Source organism: Methylobacterium sp. FW306-05-D (genome assembly GCF_058782155.1).
Genome location: NZ_JBYSXL010000027.1, coordinates 1 through 26989 on the forward strand (window position 1 = coordinate 1; position 26989 = coordinate 26989).

The following is a 26989-nucleotide window of genomic DNA, read 5'->3' on the forward strand; positions in this document are numbered from 1 at the left end:
CTCTACGGCCGGCACACCGCCGCGCGCATGGACCGCCCCGGCGCCGCGCCCCCCTGCCCCGTCCTCTGTATCGGCAACTTCACCCTGGGCGGGGCCGGCAAGACTCCCACCGCCCTGGCGCTCGCCGCCCTGCTGCGGGACCTCGGGGCGAAGCCGGCCTTCCTCACCCGGGGCTATGGCGGGCGCCTCGCCGGGCCGGTGCGGGTCGACCCGGCGCGCCAGTCCGCAGCCGAGACCGGCGACGAGCCGCGGCTGCTGGCGCGGGCCGCCCCGACGGTCCTCGCCCGCGACCGCCTGGCCGGCGCCGCGCTCTGCCATCGCGACGGCGCGGACGTCATCGTCATGGATGACGGCCTGCAGAACCCGAGCCTCGCCAAGACGCTGTCGCTGGCCGTGGTCGATGCCGGCGCCGGAATCGGCAACGGGCTGCCCTTCCCGGCCGGCCCCCTGCGGGTGCCCCTCGCCCGGCAATGGCCCCACATCCACGGCCTGGTGCTGATCGGCGAAGGCCCGCGCGGCGGGCCCGTGGCCGAGGAGGCGGGCGCGCGCGGCCTGCCCGTCCACCGCGCCCGCCTGGTCCCCGGCGCCGACCTGACGGGCCGCCGCGTCCTCGCCTTCGCGGGCATCGGCCGCCCCGAGAAGTTCTTCGCCAGCCTCGAGGAGGCCGGCGCCACCCTCGCCGGCCGCCGCGCCTTCCCGGACCACCACCCCTACACCGCCGCCGACGAGGCCGCCCTCGCGGCCGAGGCGGCCCGCCTCGGCGCCGCGCCGATCACCACCGAGAAGGACCACGTCCGCCTCAGCCCGCGCTTCGCCGACCGCGTCGCGACCCTGCCCGTGACCCTCGTCTTCGCCGACGCGGCGCCGCTGCGGGGGCAGTTGCGCAGGCTCCTCGCCGGAGCGGCGGGCTAGGGAGAGGGCCCGCGCCGCAGCTTTCGCCGGCCTCTCGGTCGGGCGCTCTCGGGCGGTGACCCCGGAGGCGGGTCGTCGCGGGAAACCCGGTCGTCCGCGACCCCGCCGCTGCGACCGATCGGTCGCTTGTCATCTCCGGAAAGACGCGCCATCAGGCGTCCATGACCGTACGCAACGCCGCGTCGATCTCGCTCCGTCCCGAACGGCAGCTCCGTCCCGTGCGGCATGCCGTCGCCGAACGGATGCTGGCCTTCGGGCGCGACGGCACCCTCGGCGCGGTCGTGCGTGGAGGCCCGTGCCGCCTCGACGCGCGTGAAGGGGACGTCCCTCGACATCGGACCGCCCCGAGGACCGGACGCCCCATGGAGGCGACGGAAGGATTCCTGGTCGCATGAGCGGTTCGCGCGCTCCGTCCCCGGCCGATGCGCCGGCCGGCGCGGTCATGGACCGATCGATCGGTTCGTTCGACTGGTCGGCCACGCCCCTCGGGCCTCGCGAGGCCTGGTCCGCCGGTCTCACGGCCATCTACGAGATGATGATGGCCTCCCCGCTCGCCATGTGCGCCGCCTGGGGGCCGGACCTGACCCTGATCTACAATCGGGCCTACGTGGACTTTCTCGCGTCCCGGCATCCGGCGGCACTCGGTCGACCGCTGAAGGAGGTGTGGCACGACGTCTGGAACGACATCGAACCCTTCGTCGCGCGGGCCCTGGCGGGGGGGCACGTCCAGCGGACCGACATGCACCTCGTCATGACACGCAGGGGCTATGCGGAGGACACCTACTGGACCTTCGCCTACAGCCCCCTGCGCGACGGGGCGGCGACGCCGGGGTTCCTCAACATCGCGTTCGAGACGACGGCGGGCGTCCGCGCGCAGCAGCGGCGCGATGAGGCCGAGACCCGCCTGCGGCGCCTGAACGCGACCCTCGAGCAGCAGGTCGCGGACCGCTCGGGCGAGCGCGACCGTCTCTGGAACCTGTCGGCCGACATGCTGGCCCGCGCCGACTACGAAGGCATGATGTCGGCGGTCAGCCCCGCCTGGACCCAGGTGCTCGGCTGGTCCGAGACCGAGCTCCTGTCGCGCCCCTACGCGACCTTCATGCATCCCGACGACATGGACCGGACGCTGGCCGCCCTCGCCCGCATGGGCGAGACCGGCCTGCCGGCCCGGTTCGAGAACCGGATCGCCACCCGCGCGGCGGGGTGGAAGCCGATCGAATGGACGGTGACGCCCGAGCCCGGCGGCCGCAACTTCATCGCCGTCGGACGCGACCTGAGCCTCGCGAAGGCGCGCGAGGCCGAGCTCGCGGTGGCGCAGGAGGCCCTGCGCCAATCGCAGAAGATGGAGGCGGTGGGCCAGCTCACCGGCGGGGTCGCCCACGACTTCAACAACCTGCTGACGATCATCCGGTCGTCGGTGGATTTCCTGCGCCGCCCCGAATTGCCGGACGAGCGCAAGCGGCGCTACCTCGATGCCGTCTCCGACACCGTGGACCGGGCCGCCAAGCTCACCGGGCAACTCCTCGCCTTCGCCCGGCGCCAGACCCTGAAGGCCGAGGTGATCGATGTCGGGCAGCGCCTGCGCACGATCAGCGACATGCTCGATCCCGTCACCGGCGCGCGCATCCGCCTGGTGACGGACCTGCCGGACCGGTCCTGCTTCGTCCGGGTCGATCTCAATCAGCTCGAGACCGCGCTCATCAACATGGCGGTCAACGCCCGCGATGCGATGGAGGGCGAAGGGACCCTGACCCTGCGGCTGGCCTGCGGCAGCGCCATGCCGTCGATCCGCGGGCACCGGGGCAGCAAGGGCCCCTTCGCCGCGATCGCGCTGCAGGACACCGGCTCCGGCATCGCCGCCGACCAGCTCTCCCGGATCTTCGAGCCGTTCTTCACCACGAAGGCCGTGGGCAAGGGCACCGGCCTCGGCCTGTCGCAGGTATTCGGCTTCGCCAAGCAGTCCGGCGGCGACGTCGACGTCGACAGCACCCCGGGCGTCGGCACCACCTTCACCCTGTACCTGCCCGAGGTCCTGCCGGAGGAGCCGCCGCGGGACGAGGCCGGCCCCGGCGAGGGGCCGGCCCCGCTGGGGCGGGGTCAGCGCATCCTGGTGGTCGAGGACAATATCGGGGTCGGCCAGTTCGCCACGCAGATCCTCGACGATCTCGGCTACCAGCCGACCTGGGTCGCCAATGCCGAGGAGGCGCTGGACCGGCTCGGCAGCGACGGCGCCGGGTTCGAGCTGGTCTTCTCCGACGTGGTGATGCCGGGGATGGGGGGCGTGGCGCTCGCCAGGGAGCTCCGGCGCCGGCTGCCCGAGCTGCCGGTGGTGCTCGCCTCCGGCTACAGCCACGTCCTGGCGCAGGACGGCCGCCACGGCTTCGAGGTGCTGCACAAGCCGTATTCGGCCGAGCAGCTGGGCCGCATCCTCCAGCGGGTCTCGCACCAGCGGGCCTCGGGCGGCAAGCCGGGCCGCGCCTGACGCCGCCCGCGCGCCGGGTCGGTCGGCGAGGTTTGACAAGCGGCACACGCCATGGAACGGCTGGGCGATGCCCGCCGCGCCGCCCCGCACCATCGCCCTGACGCAGGAACCGGAAAGCTCCATCCGGGCGCGGGCCGCCAGCGGGCACGACGACCGCGCCGGCGAGGTCGCGCGGGCCGCCCCGCGCCTCCCGGTCGAGCGCGACCACCGGGTGACCCGCGAGGGCGCCGCGCCGAAGGCGGCGGACGGCCGATGAGCGGGTCGCCCCCGCCCGCCGCGGCGGCGCCCGCGTTCGCGGCCGACCTCCTGGCCGTCGAGAGCATCGCGGCCGTGCCCACCATCCTCGACGTCGTCTGCCGGACGACCGGGATGGGCTTTGCCGCCATCGCCCGGGTCACCAGCGACCGCTGGGTGGCCTGCAGCGTCCGGGACGAGATCGGGCTCGGCCTGCGGCCGGGCAGCGAGCTGGAGATCGCCACCACCCTCTGCAACGAGATCCGCGACAGCGGCACGGCCGTGATCATCGACCACGTGGCCGAGGACCCGGACTATTGCCGGCACCCCACGCCGGAGCGCTACGGCTTCCAGAGCTACGTCTCGATGCCGATCCGGCTGCCGGACGGCAGCTTCTTCGGGACGCTCTGCGCCCTCGATCCGCGCCCGGCCCAGGTCAGCACCCCCGCGGTCGTGGGCATGTTCCGGATGTTCGCCGACCTGATCGGCTTCCACCTCGATGCCCATCGGCGCCTGGCGGACGGCGACACCCTCCGGCGCAGCGAGAGCTTCGTCAGCGGCATCCTGGCCGCGAGCCCGGACTGCGTGAAGGTCCTCTCGGTGGACGGCGTGCTCGAGTTCATGAGCGCGCGCGGAATCGTCCTGAACCAGCTCGAGTCCGTGCAGGACGTGCTCGGCCGGGAATACGCCTCCCTCTGGCCGGAGGCGGAGCGCGGGAAGCTGCGCGAGGCGGTGCGCGCGGCGGCCGCCGGGCGGACCACCCACGTGGTGGGCTTCGGCCCCACGGCCAAGGGGGAGCCGCGCTGGTGGGAGGTGAGCTTCGCCCCGTTCCAGCCGGAGGGCAGCGCCGCGCTCAAGCTCGTGGGCATCTCGCGGGACATCACCGAGCGCTACGAGGCCGAGGCCGCCCGGCGCGGTGCCGCCGAGGCGCTGCAGACGCTCAACGACAGCCTGGAGCGGCAGGTCGCCGAGCGCACCGCCGAGCTGCGGCTCTCGCGCGACATCCTGCAGTCGAGCGCGGAGCCGATCTGCGCCTTCGACACCGCCTACCGCCTGATCGCCTTCAACCAGGCGCACAGCGACGAATTCCACCGGATCTTCGGCCGCCGGGTGCGGCTCGGCGACGTCTTCCCCGATCTCTTCCCGGAGGATCAGGCCCCGGTGATGCGGGGCTTCATGACCCGGGCGCTGGCCGGCGAGATCTTCACGGTCACCGAGGAGTTCGGGGACCCGGACCTCGCCCGGCCGTACTGGGAGGTGTCCTACTCGCCCCTGCGCGACGACGCCGGGGCGATCGTCGGCGCCTTCCACTTCGCCAAGGACATCTCGGAGCGGCTGCGCGCGGAGGCCGAGCTCGCCCAGACGCAGGACGTGCTGCGCCAATCGCAGAAGATGGAGGCGGTGGGCCAGCTCACCGGCGGCGTCGCCCACGACTTCAACAACCTGCTCACCATCATCCGGTCGTCGGTGGATTTCCTGCGGCGCCCGGAATTGCCGGAGGCGCGCAAGCGGCGCTACCTCGATGCGGTGTCCGAGACCGTCGACCGGGCCGCCAAGCTCACGAGCCAACTGCTGGCCTTCGCGCGCCGCTCCGCCCTCAAGCCCGAGGTGTTCGACCTGCGCGAGCGCCTGCGCGCCGTCGCCGAGATGATCGACACCGTCACCGGCGCGCGCATCCACGTGGAGGTCGAGACCCTGGACGAGCCCTGCTTCGTCGAGGCGGATGTCAGCCAGTTCGAGACGGCCCTGATCAACCTGGCGGTGAACGCCCGCGACGCGATGGAGGGCGAAGGCACCCTCAGCCTGCGGCTGCACCGGACGCAGCGCCTGCCCCCGATCCGGGGCCACGCCGAGGCCCGGGGCGCCTTCGCGGCGATTTCGCTCGGCGACACCGGGTCGGGCATCGAGGCCGAGCAGCTGGAGCGCATCTTCGAGCCGTTCTTCACCACCAAGGCGGTGGGCCGGGGCACGGGGCTCGGCCTCAGCCAGGTCTTCGGCTTCGCCAAGCAGTCGGGCGGCGACGTGGACGTGGAGACGACGGTCGGGGCCGGAACCACCTTCACGCTCTACCTGCCCGAAGTCGAGGCCCGGCCCGCCGCGCCGGCGCCCGAGAGCCCGCCGGTCGAGGCCGGCTCCCCGATGGGGACCGGACAATGCGTGCTGGTGGTCGAGGACAACCTGGAGGTCGGGCGCTTCGCCACCCAGATCCTGGAGGACCTCGGCTACCGGACGATCTGGGCCGTCAACGCCGAGGAGGCCCTGGACCGGCTCGGCCCCGAGGGCGGCGGCTACGATGCCGTGTTCTCGGACGTGGTGATGCCGGGCATGGGCGGCATGGCCCTCGCCCGGACGGTGCGCCGCCGCTTTCCCGGCCTGCCGGTCCTCCTCGCCTCCGGCTACAGCCACGTCCTGGCCCAGGACGGCGCCGAGGGCTTCGAGCTGATCCACAAGCCCTATTCAGCCGAACAGCTCGGACGCATCCTTCGCCAACTCACGGCCCGCCGGCCGGACAGCCCCGCCCGCTGAGAGCGGGGACGGCGGGTCGCCGCGCTCCCGACCTGCATCATCCTCATCTAATGGCGTGGCGCATGCGTGAAGAACACGGCGGTGCCGCGCGACCCGCGAACCGATCGGCGCCCATCGCGGGACGCGGTGCGGACCTGCGGCGCACCGGTCTGTGACCGACGCCGCTTCCGTCCCGGTTTGCGACGAGCCCCCCGAAGGCGGCGAGGCGCCTCCTCGTCAGCGAAACGGGTTCGGGGGCGCCGAGGGGCTGGCGTTCAGCAGCGTGATCGTGACCCGCTGGTTCGGCGCGATGTAGGGATTGTCGGCGAAAACCGGCTCGGTGTCGGCGCGTCCCACGATGGACGTGAAGTTGTCGTCGGGAACCCCGGCACCCGCCAGGATCGCGCGCACGGCGAGCGCACGCCCGGCGGTCAGGCCCCAAGGTTCGCCGGTCCGCGCCGAGCCCGGGCGCGTGGCAGCCGTGTGGCCGGTGATGGACAGGTTGTTGGGCAGCCGGCGCAGGGCGGGCGCGAGGGCCTCGAGCACGCGACGGGTGCGCTCGTAGGGGTCGACGGAACCCTCGCGGAACATGGAGCGGCCGTCCTGGTCGACGAGAGAAACGTTCACGCCCTCCCGGGTGGGCTCGATCACGATGTTGCGCGACAGTTCGGCAACGTCGGGCATCTTCTGGAGCGCCTGCCGGAGGCTGGCAGCGGCACTGGCATTGGCCTGGTCGCGGACGGCCGGACGGCTGGCCTCGCGATCGCTGGGCCTGGTCGGGCGCGTTCCGTCCTCCTGCTCGGCGGAGCCCCTGGCTGCGTCGCGCGGCGAGGACGCCTTGTCGCCCGAACTGTCGGCCGAGCCCGAAGCGGCCTCGCGCGGCGTGGCCGCCTTGTTGCCGGAGGTGTCCAGGGCGGTGCCGTACAGCAATCCACCCGCGCCGCTGGTTTGAGGGCTCAGGGCCGCCGGCGCGAAGTATTCCGCCAGGCCGATCTTCTGCTCCTCCGTCGTCATGCTGATCAGCCACATCAGCAGGAAAAACGCCATCATGGCGGTCACGAAGTCCGCATAGGCGATCTTCCAGGCCCCGCCGTGGTGCGCATGAGAGGCCTTCTTGACCTTCTTGATGATGATCGGCTGGATGGCCATGGCCAACGTGTCCCTGCTCGAGATGGCGTCAGATCTAGGCGGGCAGAGCGGCGGTTGCCGTTTCCACTTCGTTGAAGGTCGGGCGGACGTCGCTCATCAGGGCTTTGCGGGCGAATTCGACCGACATCACCGGCGGCTGACCGCTGATATGGGCGATGAGACCCGCCTTCAGGGACAGATAGTACTTGGATTCGGCCTTCAGCAGGCTCTTGAGCGACTGCGCCATGGGCCCGAAAAAGCCATAGGCGACGAACACGCCGAAGAAGGTGCCGACCAGCGCGCCGCCGATCAGGTGTCCGAGCACCTCCGGCGGCTCTTTGATGGCGCCCATCGTCTTGATCACGCCGAGCACGGCGGCGACGATGCCGAGCGCCGGCGTTCCGTCGGCGAGCGCTTGCATGGACGAAACGACCTGCTCCTGCTCCTCGTGGTGCGTTTCCAGCTCCTCATCCATGAGCGCTTCGATCTCGTAGGCGTTGTTGGCGCCCAGCATCACCATCCGCATGTAGTCGCAGACGAACTCGACCGCGTGATCGTTCGCCGCAAAGGTCGGGAAGGCGTTGAACAGCGTCGACTCGCTCGGATTTTCGATGTGCGGCTCGAGGGCCATCATGCCCTTCTGCTTCACGAGTTTGTACAGGGAATATTGCATCCCGAGCAGTTCGACGTAGCATTGCTGCCGGTATCTGGGTCCCTTCACGATCGTGCCCAGCATGGCCGGCACGGCCCTGAGCACCGACCCGGTGTTGCCGATGATGAAGGCCCCGATCGCCGCGCCGAGGATGATGACGAACTCGAACGGCTGCCAGAGGACTTCCAGGTGGCCACCCATCGCTGCGTAGCTGCCGAAGACGCAGGCGAAGACGACTATTGCGCCGATGAGCAACCGCATGATGTGCCATTCCCGCGCGGCGGCGGGTACAGCCCCGGCGAAGCCACGAATGACCCAACAAATCAGTGATTAAGATTAACAGCGCGTTTAGAGCCGTGTCCGGAGGATCATCACATAGTTGGTCCAAGCAATGGGTCGAGCGGGTTCGACCTGACGCACGGTGCTCGGCGCACTCACGTGGCCGACGACCCCGCGGGACGTGAGGCCGCGGGGCCTCTCGCGGCGCCGGCCCGCCCTCACGCGGACTCGGCAAGTCCCAGCGGGATGGCATCCTCTGCCGTGTGCGTCGAGCCTCTGCGAACCGGACGCAACCCTCCGCGGACAATGCTGATCGATGACCCAGCCCCGGGCGACGCCTGAGCGTCGAAGCCGCTCAGACCCGAGGGTTCGGCGCATCGGCCATGGTGCACGACGAACACGTGTTTCCGAACGATCAGGTGGCTCCCGCTTTCGACGCGTCGCAGAGTCCGGCGGCACGGTGTCACGGCGCCTGGACCATCACCCCCGCACCGACATCGCCGGGTGCGGGACGGTGGAAAGCGCGTGGCGACCGCCCGACGATCTCGAACCCGAGCTTCTGCCAGAGGCGCACCGCCCGCGCGTTCGTGCTCACCACGACGGTGAACGGCCTGCCCCGGGATCTGCGAGACCGGGCGTGCGCGCGGGCAGGCTCGCCCCTACGCCCTGCGATGCCGTGTTCTCGGACGTGGTGATGCCGGGCATGGGCGGCATGGCCCTCGCCCGGACGGTGCGCCGCCGCTGTCCCGGCCTGCCAGTCCTCCTCGCCTCCGGCTACAGCCACGTCCTGGCCCAGGACGGCGCCGAGGGCTTCGAGCTGATCCACAAGCCCTATTCGGCCGAACAGCTCGGACGCATCCTGCGCCAACTCACGGCCCGCCGGCCGGACAGCCCCGCCCGCTGAGAGCGGGGACGGCGGGTCGCCGGGTGGCCGGTGTCGGCGCTGCGGGTGCTGCGACGGGAGGGGGTTGGGCGGTCTGCCCCGGTCTGCCCACTACGGATGCCAAGGCCTGGCCCTCGTCCGACATATACCGCCTTGACGCTGATCACGTCTCCGCCGGTAATGTCCATGTGCGCTTGGTCCCATATTTCGCCGCCGGTGCCGTACTCAGCCCGAGGCCCTCGTGTTCGTCGCTCAAGCGCTAGTTCAGGGGCAGTTGCGATACCTTCTTGTCGAGCAACGAACTGACCGGAGCGCTTCAGGGTCGCTCCCGAAGGGCCTGACGAGCAATGCGGACTTATATCGCAAGGCAAGTCGCTAGCCGCCATTTCTTCGACTCATGCATTTCTTCGACCCCTTGAGTCGGTGGTGAGCGGCCAAATCACCGAAACCGTCTGGGAGCATTCTCCAATGTGGTGAAAGCGGCTGTGGACTATCTTTTAAGTTGCGAAAATCCAGGTGTCGCCGCGCAATTGTGGGCCTAAGCTTACGTCTGTCACTGACGTCTAAATTCGATGGAGGTTGCCTCGCGAACTGCTCGGCAACTTCCAATCAGAAGTGCAATGCAAAGCGGGCCGGTCTCGATGAAAGGAGGGATGACATCCACGATAAAACAAGAGGACTTGGAAGATGCTTTGACAGGTGATCCTGATGCCTTGGATGTTCATCTGACAAATATTGAGCGCGACATCTGTGTATCTGGATATCTAGTAAAAATTCACTGCCATTGCCTGGCGGTTGATGGAAACAATCGCATACAACTTCGCCGCTTAGCAGAATTTATGCGAAACGCTGCAGCAGATTATGCGATGCCGAGGTCCAAAGTCGCGGAAGCTAAAGCACGCGACGCCAAATTTAACAGTACTGAGGCAATCGCTGAATTAGTCGAACGGGCAAAGCGCTCTTTTACTGATCTCGCAAAGACGGGCGAGGGCGGAGAAATGCTTTTATTCATGTTGGCAGAGCGTTTTCTACGGCTTCCACAAATCTTATGTAAGATGGATTTAAAAACCGATGACCGTTTGCACTACCATGGTGCAGATGGCGTGTATGCAGGCGTCACAGAAGAGGGTCTCCTGAAACTCTACTGGGGTGAGTCTAAGATCTACGAGGACGCGGGAGATGCAATCCGCGCCTGTTTAGCCTCGTTAACACCATACTTAAAAGAAACAGAGCATGAAGGCGCTGAACGTGAAAGAGATCTTCTACTATTAAGTGACAAAGCGGATTTGAGCGATCCGACTTTGACATCCGCTTTACGACGGTACTTCGACCGGTCGTCGCCTCAATCAAGACGCGTGCGCTACTGCGGGTTAGCGCTAGTAGGCTTCGAGGTTGCTTTCTATCCACAGAACGATGCCGAGGCTATAGCCGACGAAATCGCAAAATCCGCACGAGAAGCTATTGTCGATTGGCGTGATAAAATCAGTAAAAATCTGCTAGCAAACAAATTAGAAAGATTAGAAATTCAATTCTTCTGTATACCTTTGCCATCCGCACAGGGTTTCAGGGATGCGTTTCTTGAAGCGATGGGATTGAAGAGATGACTCTCAAAGATCTCCAGACATGGCTTGTCGACGAAGGAGTGCGCGATGACTTAAACAAAATTATACGAATAACGGTCCGGTCTGAACTCGACAATCTTATGCCGGAGGCCGGACCCGCGTTAGCAGACAGTATAGATTGGCAGCGCCTAGTGCTCGCGGGAAGTATCCTTGCTCGATCGGAAACAAGGGAAGATCAAGAATTTGCTCTTAGGATTGCGGTTGCCACGATCGTTTTCGGTGGCGACATTCTTATTAAAGACGCAGGGGCGATCCTGCTCGGAAAATTGTCTAACTTTCGAGCTGTTTCACTGGCGATCGATCGGGGACTCGTAGCGGATGATCTCGACAAAAGGTTGGGGATCGCGCTCCGTCTAGAAGCCCAGAGGCGCGAAATGGACCGCTCAGTCCTTATCGAGACCACTGGTACATGGATAGAGGTCAACGACTTTCAGCAGCGTTTTTGGACGAATGCTTCGCGGACCCAATGGCTGTCGGCCTCGGCACCGACGGCTTCGGGGAAAACATATCTGGTCTTACAATGGCTTCAAGATCAAATCAGTTCTTCTAATGCAACGGTTGCCGTTTATCTTGCTCCAACTCGAGCGTTAGTCTCAGAAATAGAGACAACATTTAGTAAAATTATTGACAGAAATAAAAATATTGAAGTATCTTCTTTGCCTTTACGCGGCAAATATGACTCTGCCCGCATCGGCGGTCGTCGACTATTATTAGTACTTACGCAAGAAAGAATACATCTTCTGGCGAACGTGTTGGGTGATTCCTTTCTGATTGACCTTCTTATTGTGGATGAGGCACATAAAATCGGCGACAATGGCAGGGGAATGATTTTGCAAGACGCTATTGAGCGAGCGTCACGCATAAATCCTAACCTTAAGATAGTATTCCTTAGTCCTGCAACTCAAAATCCAGAGGAGCTTCTGGCTGATGCTCCGTCCGGAGTAAAGACTGTTGCAGTGAATAGCGACGCCCCCACCGTTTTACAGAATCTTCTGCTCGCTCGGCAAGTTCCTGGAAAACCGAAGCGATGGTCATTAGAAATTAGACAAGCCGAAAAAAACATTCCGATTGGAACTTTGGAGCTTCCAAGTACTCCCGCGAGCTTCATCAAACGCTTAGCTTTCATTGCCGCTGCGGCAGGCGAACGTGGCGGCACACTCATTTATGCAAATGGCGCCGCCGATTCGGAGGACATTGCTGCTCTTATTTGTCAACTCCGGCCAAAATGCGATCCGAAATCTGTCGATCCTGAACTTGCGGCTTTGGCTGAACTTGCTCGCAAAGGAGTACACCCGAAGTTTCGCTTAGCTTCTATAGTCGAGCAAGGTGTAGCATTTCATTTCGGCAATATGCCGTCGCTACTCCGGCTTGAGATCGAACGACTCTTTCGATTGGGGAAGATTAAATTTCTAGTCTGCACATCAACTTTGGTCGAGGGCGTCAACTTGTCGTGCCGCACGATCGTCGTACGTGGTCCGCGTAAGGGTAAGGGAAACCCGATGGAGCCACACGACTTTTGGAATTTGGCGGGCCGAGCCGGTCGATGGGGTGACGAGTTTCAGGGAAACATAATTTGTATTGATCCACACGATAGATCTGCGTGGCCCAATGGAGTTCCGGTTCGCTCAAAATATCCAATTAAGCGAGAAAGCGACGCGGTGCTTGAACTTGGCGATGGGCTAATCGATTATTTGGCCAAACGTGGTAATCAATCACTTGCCGACTTAAAGGGCGGTGAGGAGTTTGAGCAGGTCGGCGCTTATTTGCTAACGTCCCATATGCGACTAGGATCAATTTCTCAAGCAAATCTTGCAAAACGTCACGACCCCGTCTTCATAGCTAAGCTCGATCATTTGCTTCGCACGCTTGCAGAAAAAATAGATATTACAGTCGACTTAGCTGCCCGGCATCCGGGCGTCAGCCCGGTTGGAATGCAGCACCTACTACAGGCGTTTCGGGCCTATGAGCGCGAGCCAGAGAATTTGATTCCGGCAGATGTTGCCAGTGACGATAGCTATGATCGCTTTGTAACTATAATGCACCGAATAAATTCAAATATTTATCCCGTATTCGAGCCTGAGACACGGATAAATTTATATGCCTTGATTGTCTTCCGGTGGCTCAAAGGACAATCTCTTGCTGAAATAATTCGCAGGAATATCGAGTGGCACGAAAAGGTAAAGCGATCTTTTGAGTTGCCGACGCTGATTCGGGAAACGATGGCATTGATTGAGCAAATTGCGCGTTTCAAGGCACCGAAGTACCTATCCGCCTATATGGACGTTTTGCATCTACATTTTAAAAATATTGGTCGAGAGGATTTGATTGAGTATGGACTGGATATAGGGACTCAGCTAGAGTTTGGCGTATCCTCTCGGACGCTTATATCGCTAATGGAGCTCGGTTTATCTCGTATGAGTGCCGTCGCGTTATACGAAAAAATTTCCTATGACGATCTTAGTCAAGAAGAATGTGTTGATTGGATTATCGAGCGTATAGATCAGTTTGATGATATGGGTATTCCTAAAGTAATCATACGCGAACTGCGGAAGGTGTTGCTTTCAATTGAGGCTGCCGGACAGGCAGACGGTAATTGATGATATTGAAGAGAGATTAAAAATGGGCGCAAAAATTCCCGTAACGCTAGGTCCTGAGCATTTTGAAAAAAAGGGAGATGCAATTGCATTTCTAAATGCAATGCTTAACCGCTATGACGTTGGGGACCGTGTTAGTGCATCCGATGCTGTTATTCTTGAGGCCGCTTTAGCCCGGCATCCAGAAGCGAAAGATAGGATTGGCAGCGGCATAAAAGATTTCAGTGTACGTAGTGCAGAATTTGGAACTAAGTGTTTTTGGGTTAATAGAACAGATGGCAGTACAGTAAAATTTTCACATAAGGCGATTTAGGTCAAACACGGTGATTAGTAAGTATGACTGGCATGTTACTCATTGCTCTCCGTTCGATGTCCGAATCTACTTAATATTTTTCAAAATTTATTGTTAATAGGGATTTTTATAGATCCAATTCTTTCTATGTATGGCATCTAAACTGATAATATTCTCGCTGGTCATAACGCAATGCTAACAAGCATGATTGCCGGGCACATGTCCGAAAACGGTTATAGGCATCGGGAACCCTAACCCGGCCGTCCGGTCTCGGCGAGGCGCTTCATCACCGCTTCGGGGCTGGCATAGGCTTCCTGCAGCGTCGCGCTCCAGTAGCGCAGGGCGTCGAGGGTGATCGCCTCGCCGGTGACGGCGCAGCGCACGAAGCTGCCGGGCTTGATCACCCGCATGGTGCCGTCGCCGTACTCCACCACCGCCTCGCCGGAGGCGCCGCGCTCGAACCGTCCCAACATCTGTCCGCCTTCCGGTTTCGGTGTCCCTTCGCCCCGTCTTAGGAGGCCGGCGGCGCGCTGTCGATGCGCGGCCCCCCGGCGGGGGCGCCGACGCGGCCGGGCCCTCGACAGGTCCGCCACTTGGTGCCTAAGTCGCGGGATGCCGCGCCGTGTCCCGCCCCGATGACCCCGGACCTGTCCCGCCTGTTCGAGGCCGCCCGGGCGGCGCAGGGGCGCGCCTACGCCCCCTATTCGCGCTTCCCCGTCGGCGCGGCGCTCCGCGACGACTCGGGCGTCGTCCATGCCGGCTGCAACGTCGAGAACGCCGCCTATCCGGTGGGCACCTGCGCCGAGGCCGGTGCCATCGCCGCCATGGTGGCGGCCGGCGGGCGCCGCATCGCCGCCCTGCTGGTGCTCGGCCCGGGGCCCGGCCTCGTGACCCCCTGCGGCGCCTGCCGCCAACGCATCCGCGAATTCGCCGGACCGGAGGTCGCGGTCCACGTCGCCGATCCCGCCGCGATCCGCGCGGTCTTCACCGTCGCGGCCCTGCTGCCCGATTCCTTCGGACCGGCCAACCTGGTCCCCGACCCGCCGGTGCCCCATGCGTGAACCGGAGCCGGGCGTCCAGGCCGCCGCCGGCCTGCTGCGCGCGCAGGGGTTCGACGGACCCTTCGCCTGCGCCCTCGTCACCGGGACCGGACTGGGCGGAATCCTGCGCGACCTCGACGCGACCCTCTCGGTATCCTACGCGCAGATTCCGGGGTTTCCGGCGCCGCGCGTGAGCGGTCACGGCGGCCGCCTCCACGCCGGAACCCTCGCGGGGCGCCGGGTCCTGGTCTTCGAGGGCCGCGCCCACGCCTACGAGACCGGGGACGCCGCGGCGATGCGGGTGCCGCTCGGAGTCGCGCAAGTCCTTGGGGTGGAAGCGCTTCTGCTCACCAACGCCGCCGGCTCCCTGCGGCCCTCGGTCGGTCCCGGCAGCCTCGTGGCGCTCACCGACCACCTCAACCTCTCCGGCCTCAACCCCCTGATCGGCGAGGCGAGCGAGGCCCGCTTCGTGCCCATGGTCGGGGCCTACGATGCCGGTCTGCGCGCCCATCTCCTTGAGGCATCACGCGAATCCGGAATTCCGCTGCACCAGGGGATCTACGCCTGGTTCTCCGGCCCGAGCTTCGAGACCCCCGCCGAGATCCGCATGGCCGGCCATCTCGGCGCCGACCTCGTCGGCATGTCGACGGTCCCCGAGGTCATCCTCGCCCGCTTCTACGGCCTGCCCGTCGCGGCCCTGTCGGTGGTGACCAATCTCGGCGCCGGCATCGGCGACGGCGATCCCCATCACGACGAGACCAAGGCCGCGGCGGCCCGGGCCGGCGACGATCTCGCCCGCCTCGTCGCCGCCTTCGTCGCCCGCCTGCCCGCGAGTGCTCCCCGATGACCGACGACGCCTCCCTCGCCCGGCGGGCCCTGCCCCTGCTCGACCTCACCGACCTCGGCGATGCCTGCTCGGAGGGGGCCATCGACCAGCTCTGCCGCGACGCCCGGGCGAGCGCGGTCGCCGCCGTCTGCGTCTGGCCGCACTACGTGAGCCGCGCCGTCCGCCTCCTCGCCGGCTCGCCCGTCCGCGTCGCCACCGTCATCAATTTCCCCGCCGGGGGCGACGATATCGAGCGCGCGGTGGAGGATACGACCGAGGCGCTCGCCGACGGCGCCCACGAGATCGACCTCGTCCTGCCGTACCGCAGCCTCCTCGCCGGCGAGACTGGCACGGCGCGGGCCATGGTCGCCGCCGTCCGCGAGGTCTGCGACGGCGGCCGCCTGCTGAAGGTCATCCTGGAGACGGGCACGCTGGCGACCCCGGAGGCGATCACCGCCGCGAGCCGCCTCACCATCGAGGCCGGGGCGGATTTCCTCAAGACCTCCACGGGCAAGAGCCCTGTCTCCGCCACCCCGGAGGCCGCCGAGGCGATGCTCCGCGCCATTCGGGAGCACGGCGCGGGGCACCCCGTCGGTCTGAAGGTCTCGGGCGGCCTGCGCAGCGTCGCCGATGCCGGAACCTACCTTGCCCTCGCGGACCGGATCATGGGCCCGGACTGGGTCTCGCCCCGGACCTTCCGCCTCGGCGCCAGCAGCCTGCACGCGGCCTTAGTCGTGGCGTTCGGCCCGGTCGCCCCATGAGGCTCCCGCAGGAACTCATCCGCACCAAGCGCGACGGGGGCGAAATCCCTCCGGACGCAATCGCGGCGTTCGTCACCGGCCTCACCGACGGTCGGGTCACCGAGGGCCAGGCCGCCGCCTTCGCCATGGCGGTGTATTTCCGAGGCCTGTCACGGTCGGAGCGCGTGGCACTGACGCAGGCGATGACCGAATCCGGCACCGTCCTGCACTGGAATCTGCCCGGACCCGTCCTCGACAAGCACTCGTCGGGCGGTGTGGGCGATGCGGTCAGCCTCGCCCTCGCACCTATGGTCGCGGCGTGTGGCGGCTACGTTCCGATGATCTCGGGGCGCGGTCTCGGGCATACCGGCGGCACCCTCGACAAGCTTGCGAGCATCCCAGGCTACGACGCGATGCCGGGGCTCGACCGGTTCCGGCGCGTCACCGCCGAGGTGGGCTGCGCCATCATCGGGCAGACCACCGACCTGGCTCCAGCCGATCGGCGCCTCTACGCCATCCGCGACGTGACGGGTACCGTCGAGTCCCTCGACCTCATCACCGCCTCCATCCTGTCGAAGAAGCTCGCTGCCGGCCTCGACGGCCTCGTGATGGACGTGAAGACCGGCTCGGGCGCCTTCATGGCCGAACAGACGGAGGCTCGAGGTCTCGCGCACAGTATCGTCGACGTGGCGGGCGGCGCGGGATTGCGCACGGTGGCGCTGATCACCGACATGGACTCGCCCCTCGCCTCAGCCGCCGGCAACGCCCTGGAGGTCGCCTATACCCTCGACTACCTGACCGGGCGTGCCCGCGAGCCGGCCTTCCATGCGGTCACGCTGGCGCTCGCCGCCGAAATGCTGGTCGTCGGCGGCCTCAGTCCCGACGTCGCCGACGCCTCCGCCCGATTGGAGGCGGCACTGGAGTCGGGACGCGCGACCGAGATCTTCGCCCGCATGGTCGCCGGGCTCGGAGGTCCAGTCGATCTCGTGGAGCGGACGAGCCATCATCTGCCGGTGGCGCCTGTCGTCCGCACCGTTCCGTCCGAGGCGGACGGCTTCGTCGCTTCCGTCGCCACGCGGGACCTCGGGATCGCAGTGATCGGCCTCGGTGGCGGGCGGACCCGCCCCCAGGACGAGATCGATCCGTGCGTCGGTCTTACCGGATTGCCACGCGTGGGTGCCAAACTCACGCGAGGGCAGCCGCTCGCGACGATCCATGCCCAAGACATGGCTGCGGCCGACCGGGCCGAAGCCGCTCTGCGATCGGCCTACCGCATCGCTCCGACACCGCCCGAGCCGAGGCCCGCGATCCTTGAGCGGATCGCGGGATAGGCCGGCTCCGATGTCTCGATGCGACGACGAAGGCCGGGGACGAGCCGATCAGTAATCGTAGCGGCCGTGACCACGGTGATGATGATGGTGGTGATGCCGCTCCCAGCCGCGGTGACGATCCCAGCCATGGTGGCGGTGCCCCCAGCCGTGATGGCGGCCATGGTGGCCATAGCCACGGTCGTGGTGGTGATGCCGGTGATGGCCCCAGTCGCCGTGACCGCCCCAATACTGCGCGGTCGTGATCGTGCTCTGCGGATCACCATGAAGGGGCGCGGCCAAGGGGGCGGCTCCAGCGGTGGTCGCGGCCGCAGCAAGGCCGCCGGCGATAGCCATCGCACCGAGCAGGGTTCTCAGTGCTCGCGCAGGGCTCGTGCGTGAAGTGGTCATCGATCAGATCTCCTGTCCCGGACGCCGTGGCGGGCCATGCCCGTTGCATCAGGGATAGGACAGCGGCACTGAACGCGATCTGAGATCGCCCTTCAGGTCGCGTTCGGAAAGCGTTCCGACTTCAGGGCCGGCGGTAGACCCAGACCCGCGCCGGTGGCAGATTGAGCCAGACCCGGTTCGAACGACTGGCCGTGTAGGTGCCGGCATCGCAGCGAGCCGGGATCGGCGGGACCACCGCGTAGGTGAACTGTACGAACGGCGCGCTTGGATGCATCATCTCGTGGGCGGCGTTCAGCAGGTCGAGGCGCTGTTCCAGGGGCTTCGTGAACAGCGGCAGGCTCGAAACCATGGCGGCTGCCTTCTCGGTCAAGCGTGTGCCGAAGGTCTCCCGGATGTTATAGGCGTCGCCCCGCAAGATGGTTGCGCGCGGGAAGCGCTTCTGCAGCAGCTTGCAGAAATCGGGATTGTACTCGACCAGGATCAGCCGCTCCTGCTCTACGCCGCGTCGGATCAAGGCCTCGGTGACGGGGCCGGTGCCCGGACCGAGTTCGATCACGGGACCGCTCACGCGCGGATCGACGTAGGACGCCATCGTGCGGGCAAGCATCTTGCCCGAGGGCGTCACCGCTCCAGTGACGAGCGGGCGCTCGAACCACGAACGCAGGAATCGCGCCTCGTCCTCCAGCGGGTCCCGCCGGGTACGATCGGCACCGGAAGCGAGGTCGGCTTTTGCGCTGGAGCGGCGTAGCGGCGGCAAGACCCTATGTCCTCAGATCACGGGTTGGGAGAGAAAGGCTAGACGACGAAGCTCTCCGGCAGTCAAGCTTGCACCCTGCGAACACCGCTTGGCGCGCACAATGATCTCCGAGGCGGTGCCAGCCCGCCACATGCGATAACCGTGGCCGACGGATTTTGATCCGGAGGGTATTGCAAGTCTAGGTCCTGGCGGCTCCGCCGAGCCCATCGAAGAAGTCCTTGACCTTCGAGAAAAAGCCCGCGCTCTCCGGATGGTTCTCGTCGGAAGCCGACTGGTCGAACTCCTGAAGCAATTCGCGCTGGCGCTTGGACAGGTTCTGCGGGGTTTCGACAAAAACCTGGATGTAGAGGTCGCCGACATCCCGCGAGCGCAGCACCGGCATGCCCTTGCCCTTGATGCGGAACTGCTTCGCCGTCTGGGTCCCGGCGGGGATGCGCACCTGCGTCTGGGAGCCGTCGATGACCGGGACGGTGATCTCGCCGGAAAGCGCCGCCGTCACCATGGAAATCGGCACGCGGCAGAACAGGTCGGCGCCGTCGCGCTGGAAGAACTCGTGCGGCTTGATCGAGAGGAAGACGTAGAGGTCGCCCGCCGGCCCGCCGCGCAGGCCGGTCTCGCCCTCGCCGGCCAGGCGGATGCGCAGGCCGTCATCGACGCCCGCCGGCACGTTGATCGAGAGGGTGCGCTCGCGGGTGACCCGGCCAGCGCCGCTGCAGGCGCTGCAAGGATCGTCGATCATCTCGCCGCGTCCGTGGCAGTTCGGGCAGGTGCGCTCTATGGCGAAGAATCCTTGCGCCGCCCGTACCCGGCCGTAGCCGCCGCAGGTCTGGCAGGGGCGCGGCTTCGAACCGGCCTTGGCACCCGAGCCCGAGCAGACCTCGCAGGTGACCGAGGTTGCCATCTTGATGGTCTCGGCCTTTCCGCTGAAAGCCTCCTCCAGCGAGATCTCGAGATTGTAGCGCAGATCGGCGCCACGCTCGCGGGTCGGGCCCCCGCGTGCACCGCCGCGCCCGCCACCCGCTGCGCCGGCCCGACCGTCGCCGAAAAAATTGTCGAAGATATCCGACATGAAGTCGCCGAACTCGTTGCCGAATCCGGGACCGCCGCCGCCACCTTGCTGGAAGGCGGCATGACCGAAGCGGTCATAGGCGGCACGCTTCTGTCCGTCGGAGAGGCACTGATAGGCCTCGTTGATTTCCTTGAACTTGAGCTCGGCCTCCGCATTTCCCGGATTACGGTCGGGATGATAGGTCATGGCGAGCTTGCGGAAGGCGACTTTCATCTCGCCGTCGGACGCGGTCTTGGAGACGCCCAGGATCTCGTAATAGTCCCGCTTCGACATTCCCGTCCTCAAAGTCCCCCGGCGCGTCGATCCAACGAGATCGCGCCGTCCTCGTCATACGCGGTGGTCTTGAAACCCACTCGACGCCGGTCGTGGCGCCAGCCGGACATGGCACGGGGCCGGATCGCTCCGGCCCCGTCCTCAGATGCAGGCGTTATGCCCGCTTCTTCTGGTCCTTGTCATCGACTTCCTGGAAATCGGCGTCGATGACATCGTCCTTCTTCGCTTCGCCGGTGCCGGCCTCGGCACCGGCCTCACCAGCCTGATTGGCGGCGTACATCGCTTCGCCGAGTTTCATCGAGGCCTGCATCACGTCGGTGGTGCGCGCCTTGATGACCTCCACGTCGTCTCCCTCCAGGGCGGTGCGAAGAGCGGTGATGGCGGTCTCGATGGCACCCTTGTCGTCGGCCGAGACCTTGTCGCCATACTCCTTCACCGACTTCTCGGTGGCGTGGATCAGGCTCTCACCCTGGTTCTTCACCTCGACGACCTCGCGGCGCTTCTTGTCCGCCTCGGCATTCGCCTCGGCGTCCTTGACCATCCGCTCGATGTCGGCATCCGACAGCCCGCCAGAGGCCTGGATCCGGATCTGGTGCTCCTTGTTCGTCGCCTTGTCCTTGGCCGTGACGTTCACGATGCCGTTCGCATCGATGTCGAAGGTCACCTCGATCTGCGGCATGCCGCGCGGGGCCGGCGGAATGCCCATCAGGTCGAACTGGCCGAGCAGCTTGTTGTCGGCCGCCATCTCGCGCTCACCCTGGAAGACCCGGATGGTGACCGCGTTCTGATTGTCCTCGGCCGTCGAGAAGGTCTGGGACTTCTTCGTCGGGATCGTGGTGTTGCGGTCGATGAGGCGCGTGAACACGCCACCCAGCGTCTCGATGCCGAGCGAGAGTGGGGTGACGTCGAGGAGCAGCACGTCCTTGACGTCGCCCTGGAGTACGCCGGCCTGGACCGCCGCGCCGATGGCAACGACCTCATCCGGGTTGACGCCCTTGTGGGGCTCCTTGCCGAAGAAGGACTTCACGACTTCCTGGATCTTCGGCATGCGGATCATGCCACCGACCAGCACCACCTCGTCGATCTCGGAAGCCGAGACACCGGCGTCCTTCAGCGCCTTGCGGCAGGGCTCGATCGTGCGTTGGACGAGATCGTCGACGAGGGACTCGAACTTGGCACGGCTGAGCTTGAGCGCGAGATGCTTCGGGCCCGTGGCATCGGCCGTGATGTAGGGCAGGTTGATCTCGGTCTGCGTCGCCGAGGACAGCTCGATCTTGGCCTTCTCAGCGGCCTCCTTGAGACGCTGGAGGGCGAGCTTGTCCTTCGTCAGGTCGATACCCTGCTCGCGCTTGAACTCGCTCGTCAGGTACTCGACCACGCGGTTGTCGAAGTCCTCGCCGCCGAGGAAGGTGTCGCCGTTGGTGGATTTCACCTCGAACACGCCGTCGCCGATCTCGAGGATCGAGACGTCGAAGGTGCCGCCGCCGAGGTCGTAGACCGCGATGGTGCCGGCCTTCTTCTTGTCAAGGCCATAGGCGAGGGCCGCAGCGGTCGGCTCGTTGATGATGCGCAGCACCTCGAGACCGGCGATCTTGCCGGCGTCCTTGGTGGCCTGGCGCTGGGCGTCGTTGAAGTAAGCAGGCACCGTGATGACGGCCTGCGTCACCGGCTGGCCGAGATGCGCCTCCGCGGTCTCCTTCATCTTCTGCAGGGTGAAGGCGGAGATCTGCGAGGGCGAGTACTTCTTTCCGTCCGCCTCGACCCAGGCGTCGCCGTTGTCGCCACGGACGATCTTGTAGGGCACGAGGCCCTTGTCCTTCTGCGTCATCGGGTCGTCGTAGGTGCGACCGACGAGACGCTTGATCGCGAAGAACGTGCGCTCGGGATTCGTGACCGCCTGGCGCTTAGCCGGCTGGCCGACGAGGCGCTCGCCCTCGTCGGTGAACGCGACGATGGACGGCGTGGTACGCGCGCCTTCCGAGTTTTCGACGACCTTGGGCTGCGTGCCTTCCATGACGGCCACGCAGGAATTGGTGGTGCCGAGGTCGATACCGATTACCTTACCCATGGTGGGATCCCTCTGTTGTCGTTTGGTCAAGCAGACCGCCGAGCCCCGAAGCAGCTCGGCCCATGGCTGTGCAAAACTGATTGTGTGAGAACGGGTTTGGGCACCGGTTCGCACCCCGGAACGGTGCAGAGCCGGGTCTTAATCCCGCGTCTCGGCCGATATAAGAAGGGTGTCGCGACGCCGCAAGGCGAAGCACTCCGACGAGATGCATCGGAACCTCTCGGACCGCGTTGTCCCCTTCATCACCCTCGCCTTCGGGCAGTCGTCGGACGCCTGGACGCTGCGGCTGCCATAAGTGGCCACCGAGACTTGATGGACGATAATCTCTGATGCCGCTGTGGCGGGCTGGTTCGCGCATGGTAAGTGGTGTGTGAACGTGCTTGGCTGCGCATCTCGCCGCCTTCACGGAAACAGGCCTGAAAGTTTCGATGCGTCTGACCCGCGTACTCCTTCTCCTGCCGGTACTGGCATCGATCCCCCATCCGGCCTGTGCGCAGTCGTTCTTCGAAGAACTGTTCGGGATCGGGCGTGCGGCCAAGCCTCCCGTACCGCCGCGCGGCGTCCCGACGGCGCCGTCCGCGCCAGTCCCAGGCGCGCCGGGTGAGGCCGCCCCGCCCTCGACCGTCGAGGCGCCCAAAGCACCCCCTGTGCCGCGCCAACCCGTCGTCCTGAAAGCGCCGTCCGAGGACAACGTGATGGGGCAGGAATTGCAGCTGAACGGACTTAACGGCAGTCTGAAGCTGGAGCGTGCGGGCGCCGGCACCTCCGCCCGCGTCGTACTGCCGGGCAACAAGATTTCCCAGCCGGTCGAGACCTGTAAGGTGCCGCTGAACGGCGGATCGCCGGTGGCCCTTTCGTCCGAGGGGCGCCCCGAGGGCGTCGGCCGGTTCGAGGTCTCCGGAGGCGAATGTCCCCTGCGCTTCGACGTGTTGGACGGGGCCGTACTGGTCCAATCGCTTTCTGGCCCGGTCTGCACCTTCGCGGCAGCAGATTGTGCGACCACGCCGACCGGCCTCTGGGGACCGGCCGCCGCGACCCTCATTCCCCGGGCCGGAGAGTTCGAGGGCGCACGCGGTGGGGCCGACCGCGCGGTGCGCGAGAACTACAAGCTGATGAGCCAGCGCCTGCGGGGTCCTGAACTGCGCCCCGTCGTAACGGAGCAGGCGGCGTTCTCATCGGACCGTGAGCAGATGTGCCGAACCTATGCCCGCGAAGGCGCTCACGGATTCTGCAACCTGCGCTTCACCGAGGCGCGTGCCCTGGCCCTGGCCACTCGCCTCGGTGTGAATACCGGCACTGCGGCGCCGAGCGCTTCGGCGGCTCCGCCTCGCCCGCGTCGCAAGCCGCCGGTCGAGGGGATGAACCCGGATACGGGTGGTCCACCCTTCGCCGATCAGTAGCGGCGAATGATCAGCCGTGGCCGGCGCTGACGGAGAGCATCGCCAGGTCGATGCCGTTGTTACGCAGCGTGCGCTCGTATTTGGCATCGAGGGCCGTGTGGAAGATCATGTCCGGGTCGGCCGGGCAGACCAGCCAGCCATTGGCCAGGATCTCGTTCTCAAGCTGTCCAGCTTGCCAGCCGGCGTAGCCCAGGGCCAGGACGGCGCTGGCTGGACCGTCGCCGGCCGCGATCGCCCGCAGGATATCCACCGTCGCCGTGAGACAGATCCCGTCATCGATCATCAGCGTGGACTGGTCGATATGGAAATCGTCGGTGTGGAGCACGAAGCCGCGCTTGGCATCCACCGGTCCCCCCATCAGTACCGGCATGTGCCCGACCCGCTCGCGCAACCGGATCGCGTCGGTCTCGCTGGCGATATCGAGCTGGATCAACAGATCCGGCATGTTCAGGTCGGAAACGGCCTTGTTGAGGATGATCCCCATCGCACCGTCCGCGGAGTGCGCGCAGAGGTAGATCACCGACCGGGCGAAGCGCGAATCCGTCAGGCCCGGCATCGCCACGAGGAACTGACCGTCGAGATAGGCGGGGTCGCCCGCGCGGGCCTGAGAAGTCTGCATCGCCGCATGCTACGCGGGCCGGCGACATTGTCCAGGGTACGGCGTGTCGTTCGAGGGATATCCGACTCGCGCGCGGAGGTTGGAAACTCGACAGGCAAACCCCTGCGAGCTAGACGGTTTTCCGCGGGCCGGGCTGGTTTGACGGCCGGGCGTGATCACGTGGCAGCGCCAAGGGGTCCGATGGTTCGGAAGCCCCGGCGATCTTCAGGAGACGACGGATGACCATCCAGGTTGGCGACCACCTCCCCCAGGTCACGTTCCGTGTGAGCGGGGCGGACGGCCCGGAAGCCAAGACCACCGATGACCTCTTCAAGGGACGCCGCATCGTTCTCGTCGGGGTCCCCGGCGCCTTCACCCCGAGCTGCCACCGCAATCACCTGCCCGGCTTCGTCGAGAAGCAGGCCGAGATCAAGGCGCATGGCGTCGATGCCATCGCGGTCACGTCGGTGAACGACGTGTTCGTGCTCGATGCCTGGCAGAAGGCGAGCGGCGCCGAGGGTATCGAGTTCCTCGCCGACGGCAATGCCGAGTTCGCAAAGGCTGTCGGCCTCGACATGGACGGGGCCGGTTTCGGCCTCGGCACCCGGTCGAAGCGCTATGCCATGCTCGTCGAGGACGGGGTCGTACGCGTTCTCAACGTGGAGGACTCACCGGCCAAGACTGAGCTCTCCGGCGCGGAGGCGCTCCTCAAGGTCCTCTGACGGATGCGCCGGCGGGTGCGGCGCATCCGTCGGCTGTCGACGAGAGGGACCCCCGTCGTATGTCGGGGCGAATGCCGGTGAAATCCCTATTCAGAGACAGCGTTCCGAAGGGGCCCAGCCATAATCCCGGGCATCCGTCACGGTGCGATGGAAGGTCAGCCGACGATCGTATTCGAGGGGGTCCTTCGGCTGGACCAAAGCGCCGGCCGGCACGTTGAGCCAGTCCACGAGGCGGGTCAGCATGAAGCGCAGGGCCGCACCCCGGCACAGGATCGGCAACGCCGCGATCTCCGCGGGAATGAGCGGACGCACCGCCTCGTAGCCAGCGATCAGAGCCGCGCCCATGTCGCGGTGGAAGGTACCGTCGGCCTCAAAGCACCAGGCGTTGATGCAGATCGCCAGATCGTAGGCGAAGGCGTCGGTGCAGGCGAAGTAGAAATCGATCAGGCCCGACAATTCGTCGCCGATGAAGAACACATTGTCGGTGAAGAGGTCGGCGTGGATCACGCCGGACGGCAGGCCCGATGGCCAGGAACGCTGCAAGACGGCGAGGTCGCCCAGAACGCGGCCGGAGAGGCCCGGCGACACGGTGTCCGCCTGGGGCTCGGCGAGCCGGAAAAGCGGCTCCCATGCCTCGACCGACAGATTATTGGCTCGCTGCATGCCGAAATCGGCGCCGGCGGCATGCAGTCCGGCGAGGGCACGACCGAGGGCGCGACAGTGATCCAGCCCAGGCCGCTTCACCGAAACGCCGTCGAGGAAGGTGACGATCACCGCGGGCCGGCCACAGAGTTCCCCGAGCGCCATCCCCGCGCGGTCTCGGATCGGCAGCGGGCAGGCGAGCCCCCGCGCGGCAAGGTGTTCCATCAGGTTGAGAAAGAACGGGAGGTCGTCGGCCCTGACCCGCTTCTCGTAGAGGGTGAGAATAAAGGAACCGCCGGTGGTGTGCAGATAGAAGTTTGTGTTCTCCACGCCCTCGGCGATGCCCTTGTAGGAGAGCAGCGTGCCGATCTCGTAAGCGGAGAGAAAGGCGGTCAGCGCCGCGTCGGAGACCTCGGTGTAGACAGCCACGTCGCGTTCGCTTGAGTTCTCGGGGACGAAATGGATAGGGGCGCCGAACGGCGCCCCTGCTGAAGGCTGGAATTCAGAAGTGGTGAAGGCCTATTCGGCAGCTTCGCTGCGGAGTTCCCGCGGCAGCGGGAAGGACATGTCCTCGACCACCGTCGAGACCGTATCCACCGTCACGGTGTAACGGGCGGCGAAGGCATCGATGATTTCCTCCACCAGCACTTCCGGAGCGGATGCACCAGCCGTGAGGCCGAGCTTCCGGATGCCCTCGAAGGCGGGCCAATCGATCTCCTCGGCGCGGAGCACCAGCCGTGTGATCGGGCATCCGACGCGCTCGGCGACCTCGCGCAGGCGCTGCGAGTTCGAGGAGTTCGAGGAGCCGACCACGATGACCGCATCGACGAGCGGTGCCACCTGCTTCACCGCCTCCTGGCGGTTGGTGGTGGCATAGCAGATGTCGTCCTTGTGCGGACCCGTGATGGTCGGGAACTTCTTCTTCAGTGCCTCGACGATGTGGTGCGTGTCGTCCACCGACAGGGTCGTCTGCGTCACCCAGGCCAGATTGTCCCGGTTCTCAGGCTCGAGGGCGGCGATCTGCTCCAGATCCTCGACCAGAGTGATGGAGCCCTTGGGCAACTGGCCCATGGTCCCGACCACCTCGGGATGACCGGAATGGCCGACGAGCAGCACGTGGCGGCCGCGCTTGTGATGGATCTCTGCTTCGCGGTGGACCTTCGTCACCAGCGGGCAGGTGGCGTCGATGGTGGTGAGTCCGCGGGAATCAGCGTTGTGCGGCACCGTCTTGGCAACACCGTGTGCCGAGAAGATCACCGGCGCGGAGCCGTCTGGAACTTCGTCGAGTTCGCGCACGAACACGGCGCCCTTCCGCTTCAGGCTCTCGACGACGTACTTGTTGTGGACGATCTCGTGGCGGACGTAGACCGGGGGTCCGTAGATGGCGAGGGCCCGCTCCACAACATCGATCGCCCGCACGACGCCGGCGCAGAATCCGCGCGGTGCGCAGAGCAGAATTTCCAGGGGCGGCTTGGCCGCATCACCGGGGGCGGGGGATGTCGTCAGATTCGCGTCGCTCATGATAGCCGGGATGTGGCGAGGCGGGGACGCCC

24 protein-coding genes and 1 pseudogene are annotated in these 26989 nt (G+C 65.7%); 15 read left to right on the forward strand and 10 right to left on the reverse strand.

Features of this window, described 5'->3' with window-relative positions; genetic code table 11:
• From lpxK to AC3WLN_RS11580, 4 genes are all read left to right on the forward strand, one after another.
• Positions 1–912, forward strand: a 912-nt coding sequence (gene lpxK, locus AC3WLN_RS11565) for a tetraacyldisaccharide 4'-kinase (protein ID WP_492481281.1), incomplete at its 5' end; no start/stop codon positions are given.
• A gap of 391 nt (positions 913–1303) precedes the next feature.
• Entirely contained in the window at positions 1304–3394 is a 2091-nt protein-coding gene (locus tag AC3WLN_RS11570) for a hybrid sensor histidine kinase/response regulator (protein ID WP_492481283.1), read from the forward strand.
• 67 nt (positions 3395–3461) lie between these two features.
• Entirely contained in the window at positions 3462–3650 is a 189-nt protein-coding gene (locus tag AC3WLN_RS11575) for a type II toxin-antitoxin system ParD family antitoxin (protein WP_492481285.1), read from the forward strand.
• Positions 3647–6154: a PAS domain-containing protein gene (locus tag AC3WLN_RS11580; RefSeq protein ID WP_492481287.1), complete on the forward strand. Its 2508-nt coding sequence runs from the start codon at positions 3647–3649 to the stop codon at positions 6152–6154. The genes AC3WLN_RS11575 and AC3WLN_RS11580 overlap by 4 nt, the downstream gene beginning before the upstream one ends.
• Before the next feature lie 216 nt (positions 6155–6370).
• Here the strand turns inward: AC3WLN_RS11580 and AC3WLN_RS11585 are convergent, their stop codons facing one another.
• The 3 genes from AC3WLN_RS11585 to AC3WLN_RS11595 form a co-directional block, all read right to left on the reverse strand.
• Positions 6371–7282, reverse strand: a complete 912-nt coding sequence (locus AC3WLN_RS11585) for a flagellar motor protein MotB (protein ID WP_492481289.1) — start codon at positions 7280–7282, stop codon at positions 6371–6373.
• Between the two features lie 34 nt (positions 7283–7316).
• On the reverse strand, positions 7317–8174 hold the full coding sequence (motA, locus tag AC3WLN_RS11590; RefSeq protein ID WP_492481291.1) for a flagellar motor stator protein MotA: 858 nt from the start codon (positions 8172–8174) through the stop codon (positions 7317–7319).
• A gap of 481 nt (positions 8175–8655) precedes the next feature.
• Complete coding sequence (locus AC3WLN_RS11595; RefSeq protein ID WP_492481293.1) at positions 8656–8790, reverse strand: hypothetical protein; 135 nt, start codon at positions 8788–8790, stop codon at positions 8656–8658.
• A gap of 72 nt (positions 8791–8862) precedes the next feature.
• On the opposite strand from AC3WLN_RS11595, the pseudogene AC3WLN_RS11600 reads away from it, so the two are divergent.
• The 4 genes and pseudogenes from AC3WLN_RS11600 to AC3WLN_RS11615 all read left to right on the forward strand — a co-directional run.
• Positions 8863–9096: pseudogene (locus AC3WLN_RS11600) on the forward strand (hypothetical protein); the annotation flags it as partial.
• 632 nt (positions 9097–9728) lie between these two features.
• Entirely contained in the window at positions 9729–10679 is a 951-nt protein-coding gene (locus AC3WLN_RS11605) for a HamA C-terminal domain-containing protein (RefSeq protein WP_492481294.1), read from the forward strand.
• Positions 10676–13294 carry a DEAD/DEAH box helicase gene (locus AC3WLN_RS11610; protein ID WP_492481296.1) on the forward strand — a complete coding sequence of 873 codons (2619 nt, stop codon included), beginning with the start codon at positions 10676–10678 and terminating at the stop codon, positions 13292–13294. The genes AC3WLN_RS11605 and AC3WLN_RS11610 overlap by 4 nt, the downstream gene beginning before the upstream one ends.
• Positions 13263–13604: a DCL family protein gene (locus tag AC3WLN_RS11615; RefSeq protein WP_492481297.1), complete on the forward strand. Its 342-nt coding sequence runs from the start codon at positions 13263–13265 to the stop codon at positions 13602–13604. Before AC3WLN_RS11610 ends, AC3WLN_RS11615 begins: the two co-directional genes overlap by 32 nt.
• A 230-nt stretch (positions 13605–13834) precedes the next feature.
• Here AC3WLN_RS11615 and AC3WLN_RS11620 read toward each other — a convergent pair whose 3' ends face one another.
• Positions 13835–14056 (reverse strand): DUF2093 domain-containing protein, encoded by a 222-nt coding sequence (locus AC3WLN_RS11620; protein WP_463776078.1) that lies wholly within the window; start codon positions 14054–14056, stop codon positions 13835–13837.
• 162 nt (positions 14057–14218) lie between these two features.
• Between AC3WLN_RS11620 and AC3WLN_RS11625 the strand changes: the two genes are divergently transcribed.
• The 5 genes from AC3WLN_RS11625 (at position 14219) to AC3WLN_RS11645 (ending at position 17898) form a co-directional block, all read left to right on the forward strand.
• Positions 14219–14644, forward strand: coding sequence for a cytidine deaminase (locus AC3WLN_RS11625; RefSeq protein ID WP_492481299.1), 426 nt, complete (start codon positions 14219–14221; stop codon positions 14642–14644).
• The gene (locus AC3WLN_RS11630) at positions 14637–15470 is read left to right on the forward strand and encodes a purine-nucleoside phosphorylase (protein WP_492481301.1); all 834 of its coding nucleotides are present in this window, start codon (positions 14637–14639) and stop codon (positions 15468–15470) included. Before AC3WLN_RS11625 ends, AC3WLN_RS11630 begins: the two co-directional genes overlap by 8 nt.
• On the forward strand, positions 15467–16210 hold the full coding sequence (gene deoC / locus AC3WLN_RS11635) for a deoxyribose-phosphate aldolase (RefSeq protein WP_492481303.1): 744 nt from the start codon (positions 15467–15469) through the stop codon (positions 16208–16210). The genes AC3WLN_RS11630 and deoC overlap by 4 nt, the downstream gene beginning before the upstream one ends.
• Complete coding sequence (gene deoA / locus AC3WLN_RS11640; RefSeq protein ID WP_492481305.1) at positions 16207–17520, forward strand: thymidine phosphorylase; 1314 nt, start codon at positions 16207–16209, stop codon at positions 17518–17520. Before deoC ends, deoA begins: the two co-directional genes overlap by 4 nt.
• A gap of 93 nt (positions 17521–17613) precedes the next feature.
• Entirely contained in the window at positions 17614–17898 is a 285-nt protein-coding gene (locus AC3WLN_RS11645) for a hypothetical protein (protein ID WP_492481307.1), read from the forward strand.
• Positions 17899–18028: 130 nt separating this feature from the next.
• On the opposite strand, the gene AC3WLN_RS11650 is transcribed toward AC3WLN_RS11645, so the two are convergent.
• From AC3WLN_RS11650 to dnaK, 3 genes are all read right to left on the reverse strand, one after another.
• Positions 18029–18664, reverse strand: coding sequence for a class I SAM-dependent methyltransferase (locus AC3WLN_RS11650; protein ID WP_463776073.1), 636 nt, complete (start codon positions 18662–18664; stop codon positions 18029–18031).
• A gap of 178 nt (positions 18665–18842) precedes the next feature.
• A complete protein-coding gene (gene dnaJ / locus AC3WLN_RS11655; protein WP_492481309.1) occupies positions 18843–20006 on the reverse strand; it encodes a molecular chaperone DnaJ in 1164 nt (387 codons plus the stop codon).
• 154 nt (positions 20007–20160) lie between these two features.
• Positions 20161–22074 (reverse strand): molecular chaperone DnaK, encoded by a 1914-nt coding sequence (gene dnaK / locus AC3WLN_RS11660; protein WP_492481311.1) that lies wholly within the window; start codon positions 22072–22074, stop codon positions 20161–20163.
• 428 nt (positions 22075–22502) lie between these two features.
• Between dnaK and AC3WLN_RS11665 the strand changes: the two genes are divergently transcribed.
• Positions 22503–23474, forward strand: a complete 972-nt coding sequence (locus AC3WLN_RS11665) for a hypothetical protein (RefSeq protein WP_492481364.1) — start codon at positions 22503–22505, stop codon at positions 23472–23474.
• A 10-nt stretch (positions 23475–23484) separates the two neighbouring features.
• On the opposite strand, the gene AC3WLN_RS11670 is transcribed toward AC3WLN_RS11665, so the two are convergent.
• Positions 23485–24093: a YqgE/AlgH family protein gene (locus AC3WLN_RS11670; protein WP_492481313.1), complete on the reverse strand. Its 609-nt coding sequence runs from the start codon at positions 24091–24093 to the stop codon at positions 23485–23487.
• A gap of 218 nt (positions 24094–24311) precedes the next feature.
• On the opposite strand from AC3WLN_RS11670, the gene AC3WLN_RS11675 reads away from it, so the two are divergent.
• Entirely contained in the window at positions 24312–24794 is a 483-nt protein-coding gene (locus AC3WLN_RS11675; protein WP_492481315.1) for a peroxiredoxin, read from the forward strand.
• A 90-nt stretch (positions 24795–24884) separates the two neighbouring features.
• Here AC3WLN_RS11675 and thrB read toward each other — a convergent pair whose 3' ends face one another.
• Positions 24885–25865 carry a homoserine kinase gene (gene thrB, locus AC3WLN_RS11680; RefSeq protein ID WP_492481317.1) on the reverse strand — a complete coding sequence of 327 codons (981 nt, stop codon included), beginning with the start codon at positions 25863–25865 and terminating at the stop codon, positions 24885–24887.
• 90 nt (positions 25866–25955) lie between these two features.
• A complete protein-coding gene (gene ispH / locus AC3WLN_RS11685; protein ID WP_492481319.1) occupies positions 25956–26957 on the reverse strand; it encodes a 4-hydroxy-3-methylbut-2-enyl diphosphate reductase in 1002 nt (333 codons plus the stop codon).
• Positions 26958–26989 lie beyond the last annotated feature (32 nt).